A 24161-nucleotide genomic window follows, 5' to 3' on the forward strand; every position below is an offset into this window, starting at 1 on the left:
GAAGGCCCGCGACTTCCCAGCCCAGGACAACGCCCTGGGTACGGTCACAACGACAAGGGTATGGTTACAACGACAACCCGTGGGGCTGAAGGCCCGCGACTTCCCAGCCCAGGGCAACGCCCTGGATCTGGTCACAACGAAAATCCTTTGCGGGCTGAAGGCCTGCGACTTCCATACCCAGGGCAACGCCCTGGGTATGGGTTACAACGCAAATCCCGTGCGGGCTGAAGGCCCGCGACAAAGACTGGAAATTGCCGACTACTTGTGCGCGAAGAGAGTTCGTCGCACCTTCGGAGGACCGTCGGTACGCATGAATCGCTCTACCGAACCGTCCCAACCGGCACACCCTGCGCCAGCCCCGCAATCATCATCCCGATACGCTCCAGCGCATCCGGCTTTCCAGCCTGTCGCGCATTCGTCGCCATTCGCTTCAGGCGATCGTCATCCTGCAACAGCATCAGCAAACCCTCCAGCAGCGAAACCGGCGTGATCTCCGCCTGCGCCAGCATCTTCGAGGCGCCCTGCTTCACCATGGCCGCAGCATTCTTCGTCTGGTGATCGTCCGCAGCCTGGGGAAACGGCACCAGCAGCGAAGGCCGGCCCGCCGCCGCCAGCTCTGCAACCGTACTCCCCGACCGAGCCAGCACCAGCGTCGCCCGATCCAACTGCTGCGGCATGTCATTCAGAAACGCGCGCACATCCACCTGCGCCTCATCGATCCCCGCGTCGCGATACGCCTGCCGGGTCGCCTCAAACGCACGTTCTCCCGTCTGGTGCACCACCGTCAATCCCGGTATCGCCAGCAACAGCTCCCGCGCAATCTGCGGCAGCGTCTCGTTGAAGACCTTCGCACCATTGCTGCCCGCTGTGATCAATAGGCGGGGCGTCTCCAGCGGCAGCGGCCCAGTCTTGAAGATCTCCTGCCGCACCGGCACACCCGTCACCACCGCATTGCGAAAGAAGTTCGCCGTATCGGCAAACGCCACGGCTGCGCCGTTCACAAACCGCCCAATCATCCGGTTCACCATGCCGGGCGCCGCATTCGGCTCATAGGCCAGCGTAGGAATGCGAAGCATCAGCGCCGCCAGCATCGCAGGTCCGCTCGCATAGCCACCTACACCCACCACCACCTGCGGCCGAAACGCACGCAGATACGTAATGCAATGCAGCACACCGCGCGGCAGATCGGTAAGAGTCTTCAGACGCGTCGCCAGCGACACATTCGCTAACTGCCCCACTTGAATCAGCTCAAGCGGAAAACCAGCCGCAGGCACCAGCCGCGTCTCAATGCCACGCGAAGTCCCAATCAGCCGGACTTCTGCCCCATGCGTATCCCGCAACTCCCGAGCAATGGCCAGCGCCGGAATCACATGACCGCCAGTCCCACCGCCGGCAATCAAAACACGCAGACGGTTCCCTGTTCCCGGTTCCCACGTCTCTGCCACAGGCACTTCAGTCAATCTCGCGCGTAATGTTCAACAGCACGCCCATACTCGCCAGCGTAATAAACACACTCGTTCCACCGTTCGAAATAAACGGCAGCGTAATACCCTTGGTCGGCACCAGCGCCAGCACCACGCTGATGTTGAAGAAAGCCTGGATCAGAATCGCGCACGTCAACCCGAACGCAAAGAACCGCGCAAACGGATCGGTCGATAGGTACGCAGCACGCAAGCCGCGATAGCCCAGCAGGACAAAGCCCGCCAGCACCGCCAGAGCACCCAGCAGCCCAAGCTCCTCGCACACGGTGGCGTAGATAAAGTCGGTATGCGGCTCCGGCAGGTAGAAGAGCTTCTGCATGCCCTCGGTCAGGCCGCGGCCAAAGAATCCGCCGGTACCCACAGCAATCAGCGACTGCAGAATGTGGAACCCGGCGCCACGCGGATCCGCATCCGGATTCATAAACGCCAGCATGCGAGCCCGACGGAACGCCACATGAAACAGCATCCAGTACAGCCCCGGCGCAGCCGCCACAGCAGCCAGCGCAATCCACCGCAACTGAATTCCCGCCAGCAGCAGCATCAATGCCGTGACACCCGCGCACACCATCGCCGTGCCCAGGTCTGGCTCTTTCAGGATCAGCAGGATAAACAGCACCGGCACCGCAATCGCGCGCAGCAACGTGTTACGCCAGTCATCGATCTGGTGGATGCGGCTCTGCAGAAAATACGCAAGAAACAGTACGATAAGCGGCTTCGCCAGCTCACTCGGCTGCAGCGTCAGTCCACCGATACGGATCCACCGATGCGCACCATTCATGCCGCCCATGAAGAACACGCCCAGCAGCAGGATCGCAGTGATCGCAATCGCCGGAAACACCACCTTGGGATTGTTGTATTTGCGGTAGTCGACGCGCATCAGGACAAACAACGCGACGATACCCAGCACCACAAAAACCAGCTGGCTCCACACAAACTTGTACGGCGATCCAAACTGCGCCTTCGCCATCACAGCCGAAGTCGAGAAGATCATCACCAGGCCAAAGAGCACCAGCGCCAGCACAGTCCCAAACAGCCACTTATCCGCGCCAACACGCTTCGCCATACACTCCGAAGCTTATGTCCTCACACGCAGAAATGATGCACCACGATCGCAGCAAGGTATCTCGCGTGGTTCGCGGAGCGAACGCCCGCCGAACCCTCGACCAAATGGGTGCCCCATTCATGACGGCTCTTTCGTCATGAGTGGGTTCGCAGAATGTCAGGACCTGCGCGCAAATTCCAAAGGCATCTGCCGCTAAAGCCCCGCCACCAACTCCATAAACACCCGCCCACGATCCTCATAACTCGTGAACTGATCAAAACTCGCACAAGCAGGAGCCAGCAAAACCGTCTCACCCGCCTTCGCCTCTGCCGAAGCCATCCGAACCGCCTCCGCCAAGGTCCCCGCAGGCGTCAACGAAACCTCACTCCCAATCTGCGCAGCAATAATCTCCGCAGCAGCACCGATCGTATAAACGGCCACCGTCCGCTCCTTCAGCAACGGCAGTAACTCCGTGTAATCCGACCCCTTATCCTTCCCGCCCAGGATCACCCGCACACCACCCGCAAACGAAGCCAGCGCCTTCGCAGTCGCATCCACATTCGTAGCCTTCGAGTCGTTGTAGTAGTCCACACCGCGAACGCTGCGCACAAACTGCAACCGGTGCTCCACAGCAGTAAACGTGCCCACCGCCTCGCGCACAACCTCCGCCGAAACCCCGGCAAGTCGAGCCATCGCAATCGCCGCCAGCACATTTTCCACGTTATGCGCACCCGGCAAAGGAATCTCAGCCACCGGCATCACCGGCTCCGGCGTACCGCCCTCTTTCGCCAGGAAGTACACACCATCCGCATGCACAAACGCGCCCTGCTTCACCCGCCGCACGCCGCTGAACCAGTAGATCTGCGGCTTCGTCTTCGCCGCCACCATCTGCGTCGGCTTGTCCTCCGCATTCAGGACAAGGAAATCCTCCGCCGTCTGGTTCTCCGTAATCCGAGCCTTCGCAGCCGCATAGTTCTCGAACGACCCATGACGATCCAGGTGGTCCGGCGTGATGTTCAACACCGCAGCAATATGCGGCCGAAAGGTCTCGATCGTCTCCAGCTGAAAGCTCGAAACCTCCAGCACACTCCACGTCTTCTCTGTCGATCCCTCGACCAGCTCCACCACCGGCAGGCCAATATTCCCGCCCACCTTCGTCTCCAACCCCGCATGCTCCAGGATGTGCCCCACCAGCGAAGTCGTCGTGGTCTTCCCATTCGACCCCGTAATCGCGACCACCCGGCCCCGCAGCCCCTGGAAAGCCAGCTCCACCTCGCCAATCAAAGGCATCCCCAGCGCCATCACCTGCTGAATCTCCGGCGTCGAAAGCGGCACCCCCGGCGACACCACAATCAGGTCCTGCCGACGAAACGTCAGCACCCCATGCCCGCCGGTCTCCACCATCACGCCCGCATCCAGCAGCGCAGGAATCTCCTTCGCCAGCGCCTCACCCGCCCGAGCATCGCTCACGGTCACACGAGCACCCAGCCGCCGCAAATACAACGCAGCGGACACCCCGCTCTTACCAAGGCCAACAACAAGGACGCGTTTGTTCTTCAGATCCATGGGCTATCAGCCTACCGCAGCTTCAGCGTAGTCAGTGCAAACAAAGCAAACACCAGCGCCATAATCCAGAACCGCGCAATGACCTTGCTCTCACTCCAACCGCTCAACTCAAAGTGATGATGCAAGGGAGCCATCTTGAAGATCCGCTTCCCGCCCCGCAGCTTGTAACTGCCCACCTGCAGCATCACGCTGACCGCCTCCAGGATGAACACGCCACCAATAAACGGCAGCAGCAACTCCTGCTTGATCAACACGGCAACCGTCGAGATCGCACCGCCCAGCGCCAGCGATCCCACATCGCCCATAAACACTTCCGCCGGGTGTGCGTTGTACCAAAGGAACCCGATCGAAGCCCCCACCATCGCCCCGCAGAAGATTGTCAGCTCACCCACCATCGGCATACGCTGCAGCTCAAGATAGTCGCTGAAGACAACGTGACCGCTGACGTACGTCAGCACAGTCAGCGCACCCGCCGCAATGATCGTGCAGCCAATCGCCAGCCCATCCAGACCATCTGTCAGGTTCACTGCATTCGAGCTGAAGCTGATCACCAGCATGACGAAGATCACAAACGGGATAAAGCTAAGCCAATAGAACCCATGCGTGAAATGCAGCGAATCGATGATCAGATCCGGCCGGAACTTCTTCACAAACGGCACCACCAGCCGCGTCGAATACATCCCCCGAGACTGCATCCAAACCAGCGCCGCGGCCACCCCAAAGCTCGCCAGAAACTGCAGCATCAGCTTCTGAATACTCGTAAGTCCAAGGTTCCGCTTGTGCAGCACCTTGATGTAATCGTCCGCAAATCCAATCGCACCAAACGCCGTCGTCGACAGCACCGCCACCCACACAAACGGGTTCGACAGATCACTCCAAAGCAGCGTCGGCACCAGGATCGAGATACAGATCAGCACGCCGCCCATCGTCGGAGTACCGGTCTTCTTCTGGTGACTCGCCGGTCCCTCTTCGCGTATGTACTGACCAATCTGAAACTCACGCAGACGCCGGATCACAAACGGCCCGATCAGCAAACCGATCAGCAACGCCGTCAGGCTCGAAAACACGCAGCGAAACGTAAGGTACCGAAAGATACGAAACACCCGGAAGACCGGATAAAGCTTTTGATAGAGCAGCCAGTAAAGCAACGGTCCTCCGTGCGCGAAAACTCAGCGCAGACACAATCGAGTTTCAGCTTACGCGGCCCGCACCAACATCGCCGCACGCACGCCCCAAATCAGATACTCCCGAAGCGCCACGAACCCGGGTGCCCCATTCTTTTGCGAAGCAAAAGGGTGGGTTATTCGTGCGACAGCACGAATCAACTAATGCCCTGCAGCAGCACCCAACCCAAGCGCCACCAGCGACCGCTCCAACCGAACCCCACGCGAAGCCTTCAACAAAACCGCATCGCCCTCCCGCAGATTCGCCAGCATCCACATCCCGGCATCCTCAGGACTCGCCACAAACACCCCGCGATCCCCCGCGCCCTGCACCAGCGCCGCCGCATGACCGCGGACACCCAGCACCACATCCACACCGCGCGACAACATGTAAGCACCACACTCCGCATGCAGCACATCCGCATCCGGGCCCAGCTCCAGCATCTCGCCCGCAATCACGATATGCCGCGTCGCCTCCACCGCCATCAGCGCATCTACCATCGCATCCAGCGCACGCGGATTGCTGTTGTAGCTATCGTTGATGATGCGCGCTCCGCGCCACACCACCTGCTCGCCACGCTTGTCGCTCGGCTGCAACACCGCCAGCGCATCGATACACGCCTGCAGCGTCATCCCACTCTCAAGCCCCACCGCAATGCCCGCCAGCGCGTTGTAAACATTGTGCTCACCCAGCAGCGCAATCGAAGCAGCCACCCGCTCGCCGCCAGCCTCCACAGTGAACCGCATCCCATCAGCGCCCGCACTCACAACATCCGTCGCCAGCACCGTTGCAGACGCACCACGCAACCCAAAGTACCGCGCCTCACGCCCACGCCCAAACGTCGACACATACGGATCGTCCGCATTTAGAAACGCAACACCATCCGGACGCAGCGACTGCACCAGCTCAAACTTCGCCGCGGCAATTCCCGCAATGCCATCCGCAAAATGCTCCAGATGCACCGGCGCGACATTACTCACCACAGCCCAATCCGGCTCGGCAATCTTCGCCAGCGCCGCAATCTCACCGGCATGATTCATGCCCATCTCAATCACGGCAACCTCATGCTCCGGTTGCAGCCGCAGCAACTGCAGCGGCACACCAAAACCATTGTTCAGATTCCCCGCAGACTTCAACACCTCGAACTGCGCAGACAGCACAGCAGCAACGCACTCCTTCGTCGTCGTCTTCCCAGCCGACCCCGTAATGCCGATCAAGCGCTTGCCCCAGTGCTGACGAACTTTATGCGCCAGCCCCTGCAACGCCTTCAGCACACAGTCTTCGCTCTCGGGCACACGCAACAACTTGCAAGGATCAACCTCCGCCGGCACCACCCAGTGCGTACTCACCACAGCCGCGGCAGCGCCTGCCTTCAGAGCTGTCTCCACAAACTCATGCCCATCGAACCGCTCGCCCATCACCGCGAAGAACAACTCACCGGCGGCCACCGTACGCGAATCGATCGAGTAGCCAAACACCTTCGTCTGCAGATCAAAATCACCCTCTGCATGGATCCAATCCGCAACCTGTCCCAACGTCAACATCATGCCTTTGCTTCCCTCTCGCGCAGCGCCGCCGCGGCAACCGCGACATCATCAAACGGCATTGCCACGCCGTGCGACGTCTGCGTCTTCTCATGACCTTTGCCTGCAATCAGTACGATGTCGCCCGCCCGCGCTTCGTTCACTGCCAGCGCAATTGCAGCCGCACGATCCAGCACAACCCGCACACTCATGTTCCCGGTCTCGCGAACACCCGCAAGCGCTTCGTCTGCAATCACCGCAGGATCTTCACTCCGCGGATTGTCACTCGTCACGATCACAACATCGCTGCCCTCACCCGCAGCGCGACCCATCTTCGGCCGCTTCGTCTTATCGCGATCACCGCCACAACCAAACAGCGTAATCACGCGAGCCTCACCCGCAAGCTCACGCGCCAGCACAATCAGGTTCCGCAACGCATCGTCCGTATGCGCATAATCCACCACGACGCTGAACCCAAGCGCGTTCGTCACCGTCTCAAAGCGTCCCGGCACCGGCGGCAACGCAGCCGCTCCAGCAACAACTTCGTCCAGCGTCAGTCCCCGGCCCATCGCAGCCGCAACCGCCGCCAGCAGGTTGTACACATTCACCCGCCCCGTCAGTTGCGACGTCACCTCCGCATCGCCAAACGGAGTGGCCATCACAAAGCTCGTCGCACCCGCACGCAGCACCACATCACTCGCCTTGAAGTCCGCCGCACCATCGACGCCGTAACTCCAGCGCGTCTCGCAATCCTTCGCCGCCGCCACCATTACTGCCGCGTAAGCATCATCCGCGTTGATCACCGCAACCCGCGGCGCAGCAGCACCCACACCCTCAAACAACCGCGCCTTCGCCGCCGCATACGCATCCATCGTGCCGTGATAATCCAGGTGGTCCTGCGTCAGATTCGTAAACACCGCCACATCCACCGGCAACGCCCACACACGCTCCTGCTGCAACGCGTGCGAACTCATCTCCATCACCGCCTCGGTCGCGCCCGCAGCCGCACCGTCCGCAAAGATCGCCAGCACATCGCGGCTCTCCGGCGTCGTATGCGCACTCGGCCTCACAGCGCCCGCTACGTGCGTCTCAATCGTGCCGATCAACACACACTTGCGCGCCACACTGTTCAGCAGGCCTTCCAGCAGGAACGCAGTCGTCGTCTTACCGTTCGTCCCGGTGATACCGCACAGCTTCACCTGCCGCTCAGGATGCCCAAAGAAGTTCGCACTCACCTCGGCCAGCGCACGCCGTCCATCGGCAATCAACGCAGCCGGCACGCCACGCGCATCCGCAAAGGCAAAGCTCTCACGTGAGTCGGTGACGATCGCGACAGCGCCCGCATCCAGCGCCGCACGCACATACCGGTTGCCATCCGTCGTCTCGCCACGCATCGCGACAAACAGCGATCCGGCACGCACGGCACGCGAGTCATACTCCACGCCCAATATCTCCGCGCGCGCTGCGTCGCCAACGGCAAGCACCGGTACACCGGCAATTATTTCGGTCCAATTCATACTCGCGCGATTCTACCGCTGGAAGAACATGCGCACAGCAACGGCTGCCAGCATCAGCGCGAACCCGCGCTTCAGGAAGACCGTTGGCAACTGCATCGCCAGCTTCGCACCATAGATGCTGCCCACGGCCATGCCCGTCGCCAGCAGCAGACCCAGCCGCCACTCCACATGGTTCGCACGCGCGTACACCAGCATCGGCGCAATCCACAAAGGGCAGGAAGCCATCAATAGCGCCGTTCCCTGCGCACTCGTCTGTGACAGCCCGAACACGAACACCAGCAGCGGAATCATGATCGCGCCGCTCGTCCCGATCGTCCCCACGACGACACCGACCACCGCACCAATCAGGATGATGATCGTCCAGTGCGCGTCCATCATCGCGTGAACCGCACAACCACTTCCGTACCCAGTGGCACCATCGTTCCGGCCGCTGGAACCTGCTCACGCGCCAGGCCACTGCCCACCGGCTGCACCCGCAGCCCTGCACCAGCAGCCTGCTGAATCACTGCGCGCAATCCACCCTGCATCACCGGCACCGCAACCTTCGTACTCGCATCCACCACCACCGCGCCGTCAGTCCGCTGTACATGGTCCACAATCGGCTTCGCTGCAATCTTTGCGTTCTCCGCCTCGTCCGTCATGAACGACGATCCACCATGGTCGCGGAAGGCCTTCAGCATCTTCTCCGGCAGCGCCGCAAAGACACCCTTCCTCTCCGTCGACGTCACAGGCTTCGGCGCGGCACTCGCGGTCGCTGCCACCAGTGCCGCATCGCTCTTCTGACGCAGCGGATCATCCGCAGGCAGCGCGTTGATCTCTTCATACATCGCCGTCAGATCGCCAGGGTCCTCGCTCGGCGCATCGCCCGCAATCTCCAGCTTTGGCTCGGTGCCAGGCTTTACCTCTTTCAACGGTTGATCGTGCGGTACACCCAGGTACTCCAGCACCTCCTGCGCAACCTGCTTGAAGACTGGAGCGCTGGTCTCAGCACCATAGCGCGTTCCAACCATCGGATCGTCGATAACCACCGCGACGGAGATCGCCGGGTTGTTCACCGGCGCGATACCGGCAAAGCTGGCCACCGTGCGAGTATGCGAGTAAGTGTGCGTGACAGGATCAATCTTCTGCGCCGTGCCAGTCTTTCCGCCCGCACTGTAACCGTTCAGTGCGCCCGACTTGCCCGTACCTGTCACCATGGTGCCCTGCATCATCGACCGCATCTTCGCAGCAGTCAGCTCCGTGATCACGCGGTGCGCTCCATCGGGCATCTTCGCGGGCAGCGAGTTGGAAGGATGAAAGGCAGCAGGCTTCAACCGGTTGTCGCCCTTCATGTACTCCGTCTCATCCAGCAGGATGTGCGGCGGTAGATACGTACCACCATTCGCAATCGCAGAGACCATCGTCACCAGTTGCACCGGGGTCACACCTACTTCATGCCCAATGGCGATCGACATGATGCTCGTCGCCTCCCACTTACGCGCAGGACGCAGCAGACCACGCGTCTCACTCGGCAGTTCAATGCCTGACCGGTCACCGAAGCCAAAGCCGCGGATGTAGTCATAGAACTTACTGTTGCCAACTTTCATCGCCATCTTCGCCGCGCCCACGTCGCTCGAGTGCTCCAGCGCATACTGCACCGTCACACGGCCAAAGTGATCGGACTTATCGTCATGCAGCGTACGGCCGTACATGGTCATGGCGCCGCCCTGGCAGTCCACGATATCCGTGGGCTCCACACCCGCACCATCCAGCGCCGCGGCATACGTCACCAGCTTGAAGGTCGATCCCGGCTCATACACGTCACTCACAGCCAGGTTCTTCAGGATGCTTGGATCCTGGTGCTTCAGATCATTCGGGTTATAGCGCGGCGAGATAGCCAGTGCCAGAATCTGCCCCGTGTGCGGATCCTGCACCACCACCGTGCCGTGCGCCGCCTTCATCTTCAGCATCTGCGCATCCAGCGCGCGCTCCGCCATGTACTGAATATTGGTGTCGATCGACAGCACCAGGTTCTCGCCCGGCAGCGGCTCACGCTCTTCACTTCCCAACGCGTGACGCTTCGCATCCACAGCCGTCAGCACATGGCCCGGCGTGCCATGCAGGTCTTCCTCAAACTCGCGCTCCATGCCACCCAGGCCGGTGTCGTCAATGCCCACATAGCCCAGCGTCTGCGCTGCAAGATCCGTGTTTGGATAGAAGCGCTTGAACTCCTTCTGCAGGTACACGCCCTTCAGATTCAGCTCCCGCACACGCTGCGCCTGCTCCGGCGTCAACTTACGAGCGATCCACGCAAAATTTCTCGAGGCAGTCAGCCGCGCCATGATGCTGCTCTGCGCGGTGAACGTATCGGTGGGATCGATGTGAACGATGCCGGAAAGCAGTTCTGCGACATTGCCCCTGTTATCGCCAAGCTCACTGGGAACGGCGTACACCGACTCCGCAAGGACAGTTACAGCCAGTTCGCGCAGATTCCGGTCATACAGAACACCACGCCGTGGCGCCACTTCAAACGTCCGCTGCTGCTGCTTGGAGGCGCGCTCCATCCAATCGTGATGCTTCACCACCTGCAGCCAGACCAGCCGCAAACCGATAGCCGACGTCCACAACGCAAAAAACAGCGCGACATAGACAAAGCGAACGCGCCGGATAGGTGCAGTCAGTGGTTGGCGAATGTTACTCATGGCGGGCTCGACCTTATCGAAGCTGGGGAACGAAGTCGTAACGGCCGGTTCCCTCGACTATCGCAGCGGAGCCTGCCGGCCGTTACAAAAAATTGAACTTAGCGGAGAACCGCCGAAGGTACCTGCGCCTCAGCCAACACCGGGCCGTTATTCGCAAACGATCCGTCCGGACGAACGACCTGTCCAGGCTGCGGTGTATCCAGGCCAAGCTGCCGTGCAATCCGATCAATGCGGTCCGGATCCGACAATTGGGCCTCCGACAGATGTAACTGCCGGTTTTCCTCGCGCATGTGTTCCACCTGTAGCTTCTTCGCCTCAATGGCATAGCCCATTTCAATCGAGGAAAAATGCTGCCAGACATACGTCATTACCAGGAAAAACAACATACCCATGGCAATGGTGAACTGCCGCATCTCCTTGCGGCGCTCAGGATCATCCGCCTTCACAATGCGGCTGTTGTCGAGATGCTTGGTGAAGAAAATCTCAGGCGTGGGACCGCGGCGCGCACGGCGCTGCTGATCGAACACCGAACGGTTGTGATCACGAAACGACTCGGCGCGCTCGCGCTGTGCGCGTCCCGCCACCATTCCAACTGCCGGCATCGTCTGTTCCATCACGCTCGCCACCCTCTCACTCTTCAGGGGAATCAAGGTTGATTCCCAGCCCGTTTGTTTTCTGGACTTAGCCGCTTCTCTCGCGTACGAGGAGCGTCTTATCTACCAGAACCGGATTGGTTACTAACCCATCCGATGTATTACCCGCTACTTACTCGGCGGTCCTTCGTCCTCGTGCCCTGAGCGTCTTCTGCTCTAACCATGAGGACGGATGAGCGCCCTGTTTTACACCGTGGGGAGGAGTTTTCCTAAGTTCCCACAGGTTATCCACAGTTACTGCCGTCAACTTACTCCGGGTCGGCTACCGCGACTACTTCCGCCAACCGGAGGAACCTTCTTTGTAAATCTCGGACCGGATTTCACCCGCTCCGCAACGCGTAACTTCGCACTCCGTGACCTTGGATTGCGATCGACTTCCACTTCACCCGCAATCACCGGTTTCCGCGTGATCACGTTCCAAACACCACGTTCTGCGCCCTCTTTCAGCGCATCCTTCGCCAGCCGGTCCTCCAGCGAATGAAAGCTGATGACCGCCAGACGTCCTCCGAACTTCAAAAGAGATGGCGCGCTCTCAAGCAGCGACCGTATCTCCCCAAGTTCATCATTCACACGAATTCGAAGTGCCTGGAAAGTTCTGGTCGCTGGATGAATCTTGTCCTGTTTCATTGCTGGGGCAGCGGCCGATATCACTCTGGCTAATTCCGCCGTCGTACGTATCGGCCGTGCCCTCACAATGGCTCTGGCGATTCTCCGCGACCTCCTTTCCTCTCCGAATTCGTAAATCAGGTTCGCGAGATCTTCTTCGTCCGCCTGATTTACCACTTGCTCGGCTGTCTCACCGCTGCGCGTATCCATGCGCATATCCAGCGGTGCATCCATCCGAAAACTGAATCCTCGGTGCGCCTGGTCCAACTGCATGCTGCTCACGCCAAAATCGGCGAGCAGTCCATCCAGCGATGCCGGCTCCAACTCCTCTGCAGCCGATGAAAAAGCCCGCGGAATCAGCCGCACCTGCGGCATCTCCGATCCAAGCTCCTCACGCAGCGCATCCAGTCGTGCTGTGGCAAGCTCCATCGCCTGCGGGTCCCGATCGAATCCGATCAGCAATCCCTCCGGCCCAAGCCGCCGAGCAATTGCGCTCGAATGCCCTGCCAGCCCCAGCGTCGCATCGGCATAAGTCCCGCCGCGGCGCACCTGTAGAAGGTCTAAAACTTCCTCTAAAAGAACCGGCACATGTTGCGGACCGCTCACTCTCCGCCTCCATGCGGGCCCACTCGGGGCCTTACGTTCAAATCTCTAAAGTCCCAAATCCGCCAACGCCGTCATATCGGCCTCGGTCAACGGCTCCAGGTCCAGCTTTGCCTTGAAGTCGTCATGGTTCACGACCTCCAGATATGTCTGCGATCCCAGCACCACCACCTCGGCGGTAACCTTCGCGCTCTCCCGCAGAATTAGCGGCAGGGTCAAACGCCCCTGCGCATCCAGCTCTGCCATCTGGCCGTAATAGTTCGTCACGTCCAGAAACTTCTTCTTCGCGGGATTCATGTTCGGAATCTCCGCCAGCTTCGCCTCCACCAGCTCCCACTCACGGATCGGGTAGATCTCCGCCCGCTTGCCGTCTTTGCTGGTGATGTAGAACTGCGGACCGTAGCTCTCATCCACGCGACGCTTGAACTCAGCCGGCAGCTTAAGCCGGCCTTTGTCGTCCACACGCGCTGGGTGATTGCCACGAAACATCGTCTTCAAACCCCGCCGGTACCGCTCTGGGTTCGGGTTTTGTACCGCTGGGGCCCGAACCGGCTACTATTTGCGTGTGAGATCAAAAGATCGTTCCCTTTTGCTCCACTATTTACCACCACGCTCCACATCGTTACTGATACCGAGCAGAAGAGCAAGTGGATATTTGCCCCTCTTTTCCTCGGTAAATTCAGCTGAATGTGGAAATCACAACGGGCAGGGCCGATAAACCCAAACAGCACTACAGCTTGTGTTGATGAGGCCGGTTCTGTACGCCTGTTGCTACTTGTGGATAACACGGAAGACGTAGTACAGCAAAGAAAAAGCGAAAGTTATTCTGCACAGATCGCACACCGTCCTCGCGGAAACGGCATTCCCTCAGCTTTTGATTAGGAGCGACCGCCCTGGCGGCTCTTCTTCCGCCGCAGCATCCACAGCAGATACGCCACAACCACCAGGTTCGCCAGCAGAATCGCCGCATGCCACAGGCTTGGCACGCGAGCCAGCTCCCACGCCTCCCACGGCACAAACGACACGCTTAGCCAAAGCGTAACGAACTCCGCCCACACCTTCCGGCGCAGCAGACCGTACGCCTCCGTGCAGCAAAGCCCCGCATACAGAAACGTACCCAGGCTGATCAGCCGCAGCTTGTGGTGGGTCAGCAGCGCCAGCTTGTCCGTCACCAGATCCACGACACGACTCTCAGGATCGAAGTGCAGCTCCAGCAGGAACCGCTCCGCCGTCTGGGACAGGTCATGGTGAATGAAGTGGAGCGCACCCAGGCTCACGCCCAGGAAGAAGACAGCCTTGCAAAGCTTGAACAGGCCGATCACAAACAGGCCGGAGTCCCGCGCTTCAATGTGCGGATGATCGTTCTCGTCTCCGTGGCGGTGTCGCACGAGTACCCGCGCCTCACCGCTGTCCTGCTCTGATCCTGTCAAGAACACCCCTGTAGTTTTGTAGCCCTGCAGCAGCTTGTCAATTGGTGGACAGTCCGAACACCCAATTGGTCAACACAGCCATCTTCACGTCAGATGCACCGGTACCCGTGCTCGTCGTTTCTTCATCAGTATCCGGCAAGTACCGCAAAGAAAAATGCAAACCCACGCAATCCGCTTTCGCTCTGTACTCGTTCCTACAGTGCAGCAAGCGATTTCCGCCCGGCCGGTGGACAGGTTCAAGCACAAGTAAGTTACGCACAACAGGAGAGTCACCATGAACAAGTTTGCAAAGGTAGTACTGGCCGTAGCTCTGATGGGCGGCAGCATGACCGCAATGGCACAGAAGGATCCCGATGTCGGCGGCGCTCCCATGTACCCCAACAAGACCATCGTTGAGAACGCGGTGAACTCGCCCATCCACAAGACTCTCGTCGCAGCCGTCAAGGCAGCAGGTCTCGTCGACACGCTCAATGGCACCGGCCCCTTCACCGTCTTCGCACCGACCGACGATGCCTTCGCAAAGCTCCCTGCAGGCACCGTCGACACGCTCGTGAAGCCTGAGAACAAGGCAACCCTCACCAAGATCCTCACCTACCACGTCGTCCCCGGCAAGATCAGCTCCAAGCAGCTCGCAAAGATGATCAAGAAGGGCAACGGCACGGCAACGCTGAAGACTGTTCAGGGCGGCACGCTCACCGCGAAGATGTCCGGCTCCATCATCATGCTCACCGACGAAAAGGGTGGCTCCTCCACCATCACCACCGCAGACGTCTTCCAGAAGAACGGCGTCATCCACGTGGTCGACACCGTCCTGATGCCCAACTAGTTCACCGCACCACTTGGCAACCAGGAGCGCCCGGAACATCGGGCGCTCTTCTTTTTTGACCGCCAGCAACTGACCGGAAGAATCCTGCGTACGCCACAAACCGTGTGCCCATTCTTTGTGAAGCAAAGGGTGGGGCATCGCGAGGAACACGCGACCCGTTCCCAAAGCTGCGCACCGAGTTTCTTACATCCAAAAACAGCGAGGGACCGGTGCCGTGAGGGCGGCATCCGGTCCCTCGTTTTCTGCCCACATCAAATGCGGACAGCTCATTGGCACGCTGTTTCAGGGGGAAGCGCGTGCCTGATCTCTAAAGCTCCACCCACTGCCGCAGCAGGTTGTGATAAACCCCCGTCAGGTCAACGCCCGACGGATGATCCGGCACATCCTGTGCCAGCCGTTGGATCGCCATATCCAGCGTCAACAGCAACGATCGCTGCTCATCGCTGCGCACCATGCTCTGCAACCAGAAGAACGAGCACACACGCGCTCCCGCCGTCACAGGACGCACATGGTGAAGACTGGTCGATGGATACAGCACCGCGTCGCCCGCAGGCAGCTTCACGCTCTTTGTCCCGTACGTGTCTTCAATGACCAGTTCACCGCCGTCATACTCATCCGGATCGCTCAAAAACAGCGTCACCGAAAGGTCCGTGCGAACGTACTCGCCCGTCGAAGAAATACGGCGCACCGAGTTATCCACGTGGTTGCCAAACGACTGACCGCCTTGGTACCGATTGAACAGCGGCGGAAAGATCTTCTTCGGCAGCGCAGCAGCCACAAACACCGGCGAGCTGTTCAGCGCCTCGACAATCTGCCTGCCCAGATCGGCAGCGACCGGATTGTTCTCGTTGAGCTGTGCGTTGTCCTTCACCCGCGCAGACTGGTAGCCGGCAGTAACCTTGCCATCGATCCACTCCGTCGCATCCAGCGCTTCGCGGAATCGCTTCACCTGCTCACGCGTTAAAACATCAGGAACCTGTACCAACATTTGCTTCCTCACCGCCGGTTCGTGTCGACCGACATACGCATAGGTGTCCGTTTTCGGAGACGCATAGCTTCAGCCATGCCATTCCGCACCGCCCTAAGGTTGGGCCACAGCCCCTTAGGGATATCGCCGATCTGTGTCTACCGACATACGCAATGGGTGTCCGTTTTCGGAGGGGCATGGCTTCAGCCATGCCATCTCCCGTCGCCCTTAAGACTGGGCTTTAGCCCCTGAGGGATTTCGCCTCTTCGGCTATAGCCGGAAATTCTTACTGCCTCGTATGGCCTGGCGAAAGGCCAGCGTCCACCGCTTCACCTTCATAGTTCGACCGCGAAAGTCCGTAACTCTGCCACGGGCATTTGTTCTAAGAAGCGCTTCATCTTCAAAAGAAAAGCAGGCGTCGCAGTCTGTGGCACCTTCTGCAGCCATGACAGTGCGCTGCTGATCTCGCCCGCATCCGCCAGCAGACGCGCGTAATTAAACTGCCCGCGAAAGTCCCCTGCAATCGCGGCTCTGCGATAACAATCCTTTGCAGCGGCCATATCCACCGCCACAACCCATCCATCCTCGTAAAACCCACCGACAATGTTGATCGACTTAGCATGACCAAGATCGGCAGCCTTGCGGAACCAGTGCAGCGCTTCGTACTTGTCTTCGTTCACGCCGCTACCCATCGTCAGCAGCGTTGCCAGGTTGTACATACCCCAGTCCAGCCCCCGCTCCGCAGCCTTCCGAAACCACGGCGCGGCAAGGTGCGGACTCGCAGCCACGCCCCATCCCTGGTCCAGGCAACGGCCCACCATGTTGATGGCCATCACGTCGCCACCCACAGCGGCACGCTCGAACCAATGCAGCGCCAGCGAAGGATTCTGTGGCACCAGCTTGCCATCCAGATGCATCTGCCCATAGAGCGCCTGGGCCTGGCACACGCCGCGTTCCGCTGCGGCGCGTACCAGTTCCAACGTCTTGTGATCCGCTACCTGCATCGCGTGTTAGAAGTGCACGTTCAGCGTCAGGCGACCCTGGCGGCCCGGTGCCATCTGCGCATAGTGCGTCGTGTAAGCCTGCAGGAAGTAAGTCTTGTCACCCACGTTCTGCAAGTTAGCCTGCAACTCCACGTGCGGGTTGAAGCGATACGATCCGTACAGATCCACACGCGCATATCCAGGAACCCACTTCGGTGCTGTCGGAGAATCGGCACCAAAGACCTTGCCCGCACCGTAGATACCGCCACCCAGGTTCAACTTATGCGTGACCGAGTAATAACTCGTCACACTGAAGCTATGCTCCGGAGTATTCGGGAAGCGCCGGCCATCCATCAGGCCCGCCGCTGCTCCCGCACCACCAGAGTTCAGCAGAATGGCATTCATAAAGGTGTAGCCGCCAAACAACTGCCACTTACGACTGACATAACCAGTAATGCCAAAATCAAGTCCGCGATTACGGCGTGTTCCCACCGCTGCGATCGTGCTGTCCGCCTGCGTGATCCGGACATTCTCCGTATTCGACTGGAAGTAAGCACCGGTTGCGAGAGCCTTCGCGCCGAACAGCTCCCACTTCACACCACCCTCAACCGAACGCGTCTTCTCAGGCGGCAGCGCCTGGTTCACAGCGCTTGTAATCGCAGATGGATCCTGTCCCTGCCCCAGAGAGTTACCCGGCGGCGTCGCAGAACTGCTCACCGAACCGTAGATCGTAGCCGCCGTCACCGGCTTATATCCCACACCCACCTGGTAGTTCACAAGGTTCGAGATCGTCGGGAACGTCGTGACCGGCACCGCCGTCAGCGCAGAACGGTACACCGAATCGTAGTGGTCATACCGGATGCCCACCGTCGCCTGCAGCTGCTTGATAAAGCGGATCGTATCGAAGCCGTACACCGACCGTGTTCCAGTCACCTGCTTGTTCGGTGCAAAGTTCTTGACGAGTGTGTTGGTAACCGGTGCACTCGGTGCTGCCGTCGTCAGGTTCGTCGCAGACGTCACACCATAGAACGGATCGTCCGGCGTTGGGTTCGTCAGATCCGTGCAGTAGTAACCGCCCGCCGCGCCCGTGCCCAGCGGACAACGCGTTGCACTCACGGCCGTCGCAGCACCCGTCGCCACATTGCGTACCGTGTACGTCGGAATCGCTACAACACCGGCCGAATTACGGCCGCCCAGCGTGTACGTGCTGTTCCAGCCACGCTCCCGCGAGAACTCAAAGCCCGTCGCAAAACTGTGCTGAATGCTGCCCGTCTTGCCATGGCCCGAAAGGTCCGTCTGGTTGATCGAAGTATCCACCGCCGAGAAGCGCTGCTGCGCGCGGCGATAGACCAGCCCGTAGTAGATGTTGCCCTGGCTGTCATCCACCATCGAATACACGTAGTCCTGGTTCGACTTGCCGAAGCGGTAGCTGTTCCGCAGCACCACGCCTTCCGTCAAATCCACTTCCACACGGCCCAGAGCAGTCTTCACCTTCTCATTGCGGAAGTCGCGCGAGTTGATGCCGTAGAAGTTATTCCGGTTCACGACCAGCGGCTGTCCATCGCCAGCCTGAAGCGTCCGCGCTCGGCCGTCGATACGCGCAAAGAACGTCGGGTTGTTGTACGGCATACCCGGATCAGGAACGTCGTTCGTCATCAGGTGGTAGTAGTTCGTGTTCAATCGCACGCGGTGGCCCAGGTTGAACAGCAGCGCCGGTGCAAAACCATAACGGCCGTTGCGAACATAGTCGCGGCCCGCCGTGTCCGAATCCTGCCACACGCCATTGAGCCGGCCTGCGATCGAGTTCGTCAGCTTCAAACCGCCATCCGCACTTCCACGGAAGAAGTTCGCCGTACCGGGACTAAACGTGCCAGCCAGAAAGCTCTCACGCCGAGCCATCTTCGTGTTCAGGTTCAGGCTGCCGCCCGCAGCACCACGACCGGCAAAGCCGCCGCTCGGCCCCTTGGACACTTCCACAGATTCCAGGTTGAACACTTCGCGCGACTGGGCGCCGATATCGCGCATGCCGTCGACAAAGGTGCTCGACTGCGAGTCCACACCACGAATGTAGGGACGATCGCCAACTGGATTGCCACCCTCACCCGCGCCAAACGTAATACCGGGAACCGTGCGGAGCGCCTCCACCAGAGTGGTCGAACCGGTGTTCTCGATGATCGCCTGCGGAATGATCGTCAGCGTCTGCGGCAGATCACGCAAAGGTGCTGTGTACTTCGGCGAGATCAGCTCAGACGTCGCCACAACCGACACACTCTGGTCCGCTCCCAGCAGATCAAGCGAAACACGCTCCGGCGACACAAAGTTCGCCGCCATGCTCGTGTCCTTCAGCGCCGCCGTCAGCGCCTCTTCAATAGTCAACACGCCCTGCACGCCCGGCGACTGCACACCAGCGTAGCGCTTGGACGAGATCACCATCCGCAGCCCGGTCTCCTTCTCCAGTGCTGCAGCCACCTCGGCCAGCGTCCCGGGAGGAATGTTGAAGGTATGAACCGTCTGGCTCGGCCGCGTCTGGTCGGCGACTTCGTCGTACACGCGCCCGCCATTCGCGTTCGGCTCCGGCTTGTGGTCGTCCTTATCGGTAGAAATGGCTGCTTCGGCACGAAGGCCGCTCATGGCAAACATTGCAAGGGTACCGGTGAGCATAAGTTTGCTCCGCCGCCCGTTCAGTTCTTCTTTGCACTTCATACTGGATACGCTCCGGGAATGGGCGCGCTTTCACGCTGCCTCAAAAATCAACTTGCGATGTCCCTCAACGTCGCCTCGTTCGTTTTCCGGACCGAGCGCGGAGAAGCCGACCGGGTCTCCCCAGGAATCTCCGACAACATAGGTCCGATATGGATGAGATTACATGATCTAGGACTGAATCGGTCCAGTATTTTTCGGACCGAGGTGGTCCTGATTCGATTACCGCCGAAATGCTCTGCCGGCACGGTCAACCTATAAGGGTGATCTGGACTCATATCGCTCATGCGCCACAACTTCCAGGCCGACCAGTGGCTGCCCTTTCCGGTTCCCATCGTCTTCGCGTTCTTCGCCAATCCGCAGAATCTGCCGCCGCTCATGCCTTACTGGCAGCGCGCGAAGATTGAAGAACTACGCTTGATCGCGCCTCCCGCACCGCCACCCGGATCACCCGTGCGCCTGGGCACCGGCGTCGGAACCACCATGATCCTCAGCTTCCGCATGCTCCCCGGCCTGCCCATCCGCATGAACTGGCACGCCCTCATCCCGGAGTTCGAGTGGAACGACCACTTCTGCGACTCCCAGACCTCAGGGCCCTTCCAGTACTGGCGCCACTGCCACACCGTCCGAGAAGAGACACGCAACGGCATTGCGGGCACCCTCGTCCACGACAACGTCGACTACGAGTTCCCCGGCTGGCTCCTCGGCGACCTCGCCAACTGGGCCGCAGGACGAGCCCAGATCCGCTACATCTTCCGCTTCCGCCACCGCCAGACAGAGAAACTCATGCCCCTCTTCGCGGCAAATCTGGCCTCCCGGCAACCGCGCTGACAAAGCTCTGCAATTTCGGACACTGAATCGATTCAAAACCCATCCGAAAGACCCTGGAACGCGCATTTTTGACACCGCAAGTCACACAAACAAAAGGGCGGCACAGTCTCCTGTGCCGCCCTTGAATACTTTTCCAGCAAATTTCTACCGATGCGCCAAACGCTCCTGCAGAATCGCATTCAGGTAAGGCTGCGCCTGGTGCAAAGCCCCATCCACACTAATCCCATACTTATCCCGAAGCGCGTCAACCTTGCCATGCTCGATAAACTGGTCCGGCCATCCAATACGAACTACAGGCGTATTAATCTCCGCAGCGCTCAAAACCTCCAGCACAGAAGAGCCAAAACCACCCGCAAGCACATGGTCCTCAAACGTAATTACCAGACCACACTTACGCCCATAGCCTTCGATACAGGCACGGTCAATCGGCTTCACAAAGCGAGGATTAACCACCGCAACCGACAGCCCTAACTTGGACAAACGGGAAGCAGTCTCTTTAGCCAGAGGCAACAAAGCACCAAGGCCGAAAATCACAACGTCCGCACCGTCCTGGATGACTTCAGCCTTGCCAATCGTCAACGCAACCGGCTGCGCCTTCACAGTGGATCCAGGCCCAGTGCCACGCGGATAACGAATCGCACTCGGACCGTTATGCTCCAGTGCAGTCTGCATCATGTCTGCAAGTTCGTCCTCGTCCTTCGGCACCATGTGCACAATATTCGGCACGCAGCGCAGATAACTGATGTCAAACAAACCATGATGCGTCGGACCATCATCGCCGCTTAGTCCGCCGCGATCCATGCAGAAAACGACAGGCAATTCCTGCAAAGCAACGTCATGAACGATAGGGTCAAACGCCCGCTGTAAGAAGGTCGAATAGATCGCGCAGAAAGGCTTATAACCCTTCGTCGCCATGCCAGCCGCAAAGATCACCGCATGCTCTTCCGCAATACCTACGTCGAAGTAACGTGTGGGATGCGAAGGCCGGAAAAGATCAAGTGCGGTGCCATTTGGCATCGCTGCAGTAATGGCAACAACCTTCGGATCATTGTTCGCCAGTTTGACCAGCGTCTCCGCAAAAATCTCCGAGTAAGTCTTCTGTCCAGCAGCCGCAGTGTCTCCCGTCTCAGGGTCATAAGGCCCCAGACCATGGAACTTCTTCTGCTTATCAATCGCAGGCTGGAAGCCCTTGCCCTTCTGCGTGATCGCGTGCAGCACCACAGGCTTGTTTTGCGCCTTCAAGAACTGGAAGGTCTTCACCAGCAGCGGCAGATCGTGCCCATCAATGGGACCGTAATAATCCAGGCCAAACTCTTCAAAGAGCATCGAAGGTCCAAGCAGACCCTTCACACTTTCCTCTGCCTTACGCTGCACATGCTTGGCAGCCTTGCCACCAATGCGCTCAATTAGTTCCGAAGCGCGATCATGCAGGTAAGTGAAACGAGGGTGAGTAATGATCGTGTGGAAGTAAGAAGCGATCGCACCGACATTCTTATCAATCGACCACTCGTTATCATTCAGCACAATGATCATGCGCTTGGTCTGACCCGCGATGTTATTCAACGCTTCGTACGAGATACCGCACGTAAACGCAGCATCACCCGCCAACGCAACAATGTGTTCCGTGCCGCCGCTAAGATCACGGGCAACTGCCATACCCAGCGCGGCACTTAGCGCGGTGCCGGCATGACCCGCACCGAAACTATCGTGCTCACTCTCGGTGCGCAGCATGAAACCGTTCAAGCCATCAGGCTGCCGGATCGTCTCGAAACGCGACTCGCGTCCCGTCAGCAACTTATGCACATACGACTGGTGGCTGACGTCAAAGACAAACGAGTCCTGCGGCGTATCGAAGACGTAGTGCATGGCGATGGTGAGTTCCACGACGCCAAGATTCGGCCCAATATGGCCGCCGGTCTTTGCAACACTCTGGATCAGGCGTTCACGAATCTCCTCCGCCAACTCCGCCAATTGCGGAATCGTGAGCTTCTTAATGTCGGCGGGAGACTCGATCGTGGGAAGAAATTTGCTCATTGTTCCTTGAATATGACGCCGGCGCGACTGGAAAGGGGTATCCGCGCTGCCTACGATTGTTGATGCTCCTGAAATTGTATCTGGAACGCCTACTCCGCCATGGCGGCCAGAACCGCCGGCTCGACGGTTTCGGTGTTCAAAGCCCCTTCCCAGCGCGCAATGACGGCAGAGGCCAGGCAATTGCCCACCACATTGATCGCCGTCCGGCCCATATCCATCAGCGCATCGATACCCACCAGGATCAGAATCGGCTCCGAAGGCAGCCTTAGAGTTCCGGCCGTCGCCAACAGCACCACCAACACCGCACGCGGCACACCCGCCACGCCCTTCGACGCCAACATCAACGTGCCCATCATGAAGATCTGCGTGCCGATGCTCAAGGGAACGTTCGCCACCTGCGCCACAAACACCATCGCCATCGCAAGGTAGAGCGTCGATCCGTCCAGGTTGAATGAGTAACCGGCCGGGATCACAAACGACAGAATACGTCTCGGCACGCCAAAGGCTTCCATCTCTTCCATCGCACGCGGCAGCGCGGCCTCGCTGGTAGCCGTCGCAAACGCAATCGCTGCGGGCCCTGATACATGCCGCAGCAGCCGTCTCAAAGGCAGACGTGCAATCAGCGCTACCGGCAGGAGGACGAAAAGGATGAACGCCAGTAGAGCGCCGTAAAAGACCAGAAGGAGCTTGCCAAGATGGATGAGGACGCCTGGCCCCATCTTTGCCACGGTGTACGCCATGGCGGCCGCGACTCCCAGTGGCGCCATGTACATAACAATGTTTGTGAAGCGAAACATCACTTCACTTAGCCCCTCGGCCAGCTTCAGCACGGGCGCAGCCTTCTCGCGCGGCGCCATGGCAAGTGCGATGCCGAAGATAGCTGCGAACACCGCCACCTGCAGTACCTGGCCCTCAGCGATTGCCTTCGCAATATTCTCTGGGAAGACGTGCGCCAGGAACTCCTGCCAGTGCATCGGAGCAGCGCTCGGTACAGATCCAATCATCTCCGCCGGCATCGCGAGACCAACGCCCGCCTTCGAGATATTCGCTGCAATCAGTCCAATGACAAGGGCAATGGTCGTCAGGACCTCGAAGTAAAGAAGGCTCTTCCAACCCATGCGACCAACGCTCTTCAGGTCACCATGCCCGGCGATACCGCTGACCAGCGTGGCAAGAATGAGCGGCGCAACAATCGTTTTCACCAGCCGCAGGAAGATGTCACTTAGGAAGTGCGAACCAATCGCAACTGCTGGCGCGTCCAGCCCAAGCTCCACGCCGGCAACCATTCCGACGACGATCCACGGCGTCAGCTTGCGGCGCAGGAACGTAGCCCACACCAGCAGAACTAGTACGCCCGCGGCGCGCAGCGTAACACCAAGCGCGAGAAAGTGGGCCGAAGCCAGGCACGTCAGGCCGCCGCATAGGAGCACTGCGGCCAGTGTCCAGGCGGCAATTTCGTAGCGTAAGCGGTGGCGATTGCCCTGAAGGGTATCTGCAGACATTCCCCACACTCTATCTGTTTCGCCGGGACGCGGGTACATTGGTGTTCTAAGG

19 protein-coding genes are annotated in these 24161 nt (G+C 59.5%); 2 read left to right on the top strand and 17 right to left on the bottom strand.

Annotated elements, in window-relative coordinates; genetic code table 11:
* Nucleotides 1-320: 320 nt before the first annotated feature.
* The 12 genes from murG to TERRO_RS16985 form a co-directional block, all read right to left on the bottom strand.
* A complete protein-coding gene (murG, locus tag TERRO_RS16930) occupies nucleotides 321-1445 on the bottom strand; it encodes an undecaprenyldiphospho-muramoylpentapeptide beta-N-acetylglucosaminyltransferase (protein WP_245536135.1) in 1125 nt (374 codons plus the stop codon).
* Between the two features lie 7 nt (nucleotides 1446-1452).
* Nucleotides 1453-2544 carry a putative lipid II flippase FtsW gene (ftsW, locus tag TERRO_RS16935; protein WP_014786920.1) on the bottom strand — a complete coding sequence of 364 codons (1092 nt, stop codon included), beginning with the start codon at nucleotides 2542-2544 and terminating at the stop codon, nucleotides 1453-1455.
* Between the two features lie 192 nt (nucleotides 2545-2736).
* On the bottom strand, nucleotides 2737-4089 hold the full coding sequence (gene murD, locus TERRO_RS16940) for a UDP-N-acetylmuramoyl-L-alanine--D-glutamate ligase (protein ID WP_014786921.1): 1353 nt from the start codon (nucleotides 4087-4089) through the stop codon (nucleotides 2737-2739).
* Between the two features lie 11 nt (nucleotides 4090-4100).
* Entirely contained in the window at nucleotides 4101-5237 is a 1137-nt protein-coding gene (gene mraY, locus TERRO_RS16945) for a phospho-N-acetylmuramoyl-pentapeptide-transferase (protein ID WP_014786922.1), read from the bottom strand.
* Nucleotides 5238-5414: 177 nt separating this feature from the next.
* Nucleotides 5415-6800: a UDP-N-acetylmuramoyl-tripeptide--D-alanyl-D-alanine ligase gene (locus TERRO_RS16950; RefSeq protein ID WP_014786923.1), complete on the bottom strand. Its 1386-nt coding sequence runs from the start codon at nucleotides 6798-6800 to the stop codon at nucleotides 5415-5417.
* Nucleotides 6797-8293, bottom strand: coding sequence for a UDP-N-acetylmuramoyl-L-alanyl-D-glutamate--2,6-diaminopimelate ligase (locus TERRO_RS16955; protein ID WP_014786924.1), 1497 nt, complete (start codon nucleotides 8291-8293; stop codon nucleotides 6797-6799). Before TERRO_RS16955 ends, TERRO_RS16950 begins: the two co-directional genes overlap by 4 nt.
* Before the next feature lie 12 nt (nucleotides 8294-8305).
* Nucleotides 8306-8671, bottom strand: a complete 366-nt coding sequence (locus tag TERRO_RS16960; RefSeq protein WP_014786925.1) for a sulfite exporter TauE/SafE family protein — start codon at nucleotides 8669-8671, stop codon at nucleotides 8306-8308.
* Nucleotides 8668-10974, bottom strand: a complete 2307-nt coding sequence (locus tag TERRO_RS16965) for a penicillin-binding transpeptidase domain-containing protein (protein ID WP_014786926.1) — start codon at nucleotides 10972-10974, stop codon at nucleotides 8668-8670. The genes TERRO_RS16960 and TERRO_RS16965 overlap by 4 nt, the downstream gene beginning before the upstream one ends.
* A 98-nt stretch (nucleotides 10975-11072) precedes the next feature.
* Complete coding sequence (locus tag TERRO_RS16970) at nucleotides 11073-11576, bottom strand: FtsB/FtsL family cell division protein (RefSeq protein WP_245536136.1); 504 nt, start codon at nucleotides 11574-11576, stop codon at nucleotides 11073-11075.
* 294 nt (nucleotides 11577-11870) lie between these two features.
* Entirely contained in the window at nucleotides 11871-12839 is a 969-nt protein-coding gene (gene rsmH / locus TERRO_RS16975) for a 16S rRNA (cytosine(1402)-N(4))-methyltransferase RsmH (RefSeq protein WP_014786928.1), read from the bottom strand.
* A gap of 45 nt (nucleotides 12840-12884) precedes the next feature.
* Nucleotides 12885-13325, bottom strand: a complete 441-nt coding sequence (locus TERRO_RS16980; RefSeq protein WP_014786929.1) for a division/cell wall cluster transcriptional repressor MraZ — start codon at nucleotides 13323-13325, stop codon at nucleotides 12885-12887.
* Between the two features lie 389 nt (nucleotides 13326-13714).
* Nucleotides 13715-14272, bottom strand: a complete 558-nt coding sequence (locus TERRO_RS16985; RefSeq protein ID WP_245536137.1) for a DUF2127 domain-containing protein — start codon at nucleotides 14270-14272, stop codon at nucleotides 13715-13717.
* A gap of 268 nt (nucleotides 14273-14540) precedes the next feature.
* On the opposite strand from TERRO_RS16985, the gene TERRO_RS16990 reads away from it, so the two are divergent.
* On the top strand, nucleotides 14541-15092 hold the full coding sequence (locus TERRO_RS16990; RefSeq protein ID WP_014786931.1) for a fasciclin domain-containing protein: 552 nt from the start codon (nucleotides 14541-14543) through the stop codon (nucleotides 15090-15092).
* 307 nt (nucleotides 15093-15399) lie between these two features.
* Here TERRO_RS16990 and TERRO_RS16995 read toward each other — a convergent pair whose 3' ends face one another.
* The 3 genes from TERRO_RS16995 to TERRO_RS17005 all read right to left on the bottom strand — a co-directional run bounded on the left by TERRO_RS16995 (nucleotide 15400) and on the right by TERRO_RS17005 (nucleotide 19673).
* Nucleotides 15400-16080, bottom strand: a complete 681-nt coding sequence (locus TERRO_RS16995; protein ID WP_014786932.1) for a Fe2+-dependent dioxygenase — start codon at nucleotides 16078-16080, stop codon at nucleotides 15400-15402.
* 314 nt (nucleotides 16081-16394) lie between these two features.
* A complete protein-coding gene (locus TERRO_RS17000) occupies nucleotides 16395-17063 on the bottom strand; it encodes a tetratricopeptide repeat protein (protein ID WP_014786933.1) in 669 nt (222 codons plus the stop codon).
* A 6-nt stretch (nucleotides 17064-17069) separates the two neighbouring features.
* On the bottom strand, nucleotides 17070-19673 hold the full coding sequence (locus TERRO_RS17005; RefSeq protein ID WP_157178422.1) for a TonB-dependent receptor: 2604 nt from the start codon (nucleotides 19671-19673) through the stop codon (nucleotides 17070-17072).
* A 354-nt stretch (nucleotides 19674-20027) separates the two neighbouring features.
* On the opposite strand from TERRO_RS17005, the gene TERRO_RS17010 reads away from it, so the two are divergent.
* Nucleotides 20028-20573 carry an SRPBCC family protein gene (locus tag TERRO_RS17010; protein ID WP_014786935.1) on the top strand — a complete coding sequence of 182 codons (546 nt, stop codon included), beginning with the start codon at nucleotides 20028-20030 and terminating at the stop codon, nucleotides 20571-20573.
* 144 nt (nucleotides 20574-20717) lie between these two features.
* Here TERRO_RS17010 and dxs read toward each other — a convergent pair whose 3' ends face one another.
* Both dxs and TERRO_RS17020 read right to left on the bottom strand, forming a co-directional pair.
* Nucleotides 20718-22607, bottom strand: a complete 1890-nt coding sequence (gene dxs, locus TERRO_RS17015) for a 1-deoxy-D-xylulose-5-phosphate synthase (protein WP_014786936.1) — start codon at nucleotides 22605-22607, stop codon at nucleotides 20718-20720.
* 89 nt (nucleotides 22608-22696) lie between these two features.
* Complete coding sequence (locus tag TERRO_RS17020; RefSeq protein ID WP_014786937.1) at nucleotides 22697-24109, bottom strand: dicarboxylate/amino acid:cation symporter; 1413 nt, start codon at nucleotides 24107-24109, stop codon at nucleotides 22697-22699.
* Between the last annotated feature and the right edge of the window lie 52 nt (nucleotides 24110-24161).

It is taken from the genome of Terriglobus roseus DSM 18391 (genome assembly GCF_000265425.1).
Lineage (GTDB): Bacteria > Acidobacteriota > Terriglobia > Terriglobales > Acidobacteriaceae > Terriglobus > Terriglobus roseus.

Coding starts and splice junctions, on each gene's coding strand:
- ftsW (WP_014786920.1), bottom strand. CDS start 2,544: ATGGCGAAGCGTGTTGGCGCGGATAAGTGGCTGTTTGGGACTGTGCTG.
- murD (WP_014786921.1), bottom strand. CDS start 4,089: ATGGATCTGAAGAACAAACGCGTCCTTGTTGTTGGCCTTGGTAAGAGC.
- TERRO_RS16950 (WP_014786923.1), bottom strand. CDS start 6,800: ATGATGTTGACGTTGGGACAGGTTGCGGATTGGATCCATGCAGAGGGT.
- TERRO_RS16955 (WP_014786924.1), bottom strand. CDS start 8,293: ATGAATTGGACCGAAATAATTGCCGGTGTACCGGTGCTTGCCGTTGGC.
- TERRO_RS16960 (WP_014786925.1), bottom strand. CDS start 8,671: ATGATGGACGCGCACTGGACGATCATCATCCTGATTGGTGCGGTGGTC.
- TERRO_RS16965 (WP_014786926.1), bottom strand. CDS start 10,974: ATGAGTAACATTCGCCAACCACTGACTGCACCTATCCGGCGCGTTCGC.
- TERRO_RS16970 (WP_245536136.1), bottom strand. CDS start 11,576: ATGCCGGCAGTTGGAATGGTGGCGGGACGCGCACAGCGCGAGCGCGCC.
- TERRO_RS16980 (WP_014786929.1), bottom strand. CDS start 13,325: ATGTTTCGTGGCAATCACCCAGCGCGTGTGGACGACAAAGGCCGGCTT.
- TERRO_RS16990 (WP_014786931.1), top strand. CDS start 14,541: ATGAACAAGTTTGCAAAGGTAGTACTGGCCGTAGCTCTGATGGGCGGC.
- TERRO_RS16995 (WP_014786932.1), bottom strand. CDS start 16,080: ATGTTGGTACAGGTTCCTGATGTTTTAACGCGTGAGCAGGTGAAGCGA.
- TERRO_RS17000 (WP_014786933.1), bottom strand. CDS start 17,063: ATGCAGGTAGCGGATCACAAGACGTTGGAACTGGTACGCGCCGCAGCG.
- TERRO_RS17005 (WP_157178422.1), bottom strand. CDS start 19,673: ATGAGCGGCCTTCGTGCCGAAGCAGCCATTTCTACCGATAAGGACGAC.
- TERRO_RS17010 (WP_014786935.1), top strand. CDS start 20,028: ATGCGCCACAACTTCCAGGCCGACCAGTGGCTGCCCTTTCCGGTTCCC.
- dxs (WP_014786936.1), bottom strand. CDS start 22,607: ATGAGCAAATTTCTTCCCACGATCGAGTCTCCCGCCGACATTAAGAAG.
- TERRO_RS17020 (WP_014786937.1), bottom strand. CDS start 24,109: ATGTCTGCAGATACCCTTCAGGGCAATCGCCACCGCTTACGCTACGAA.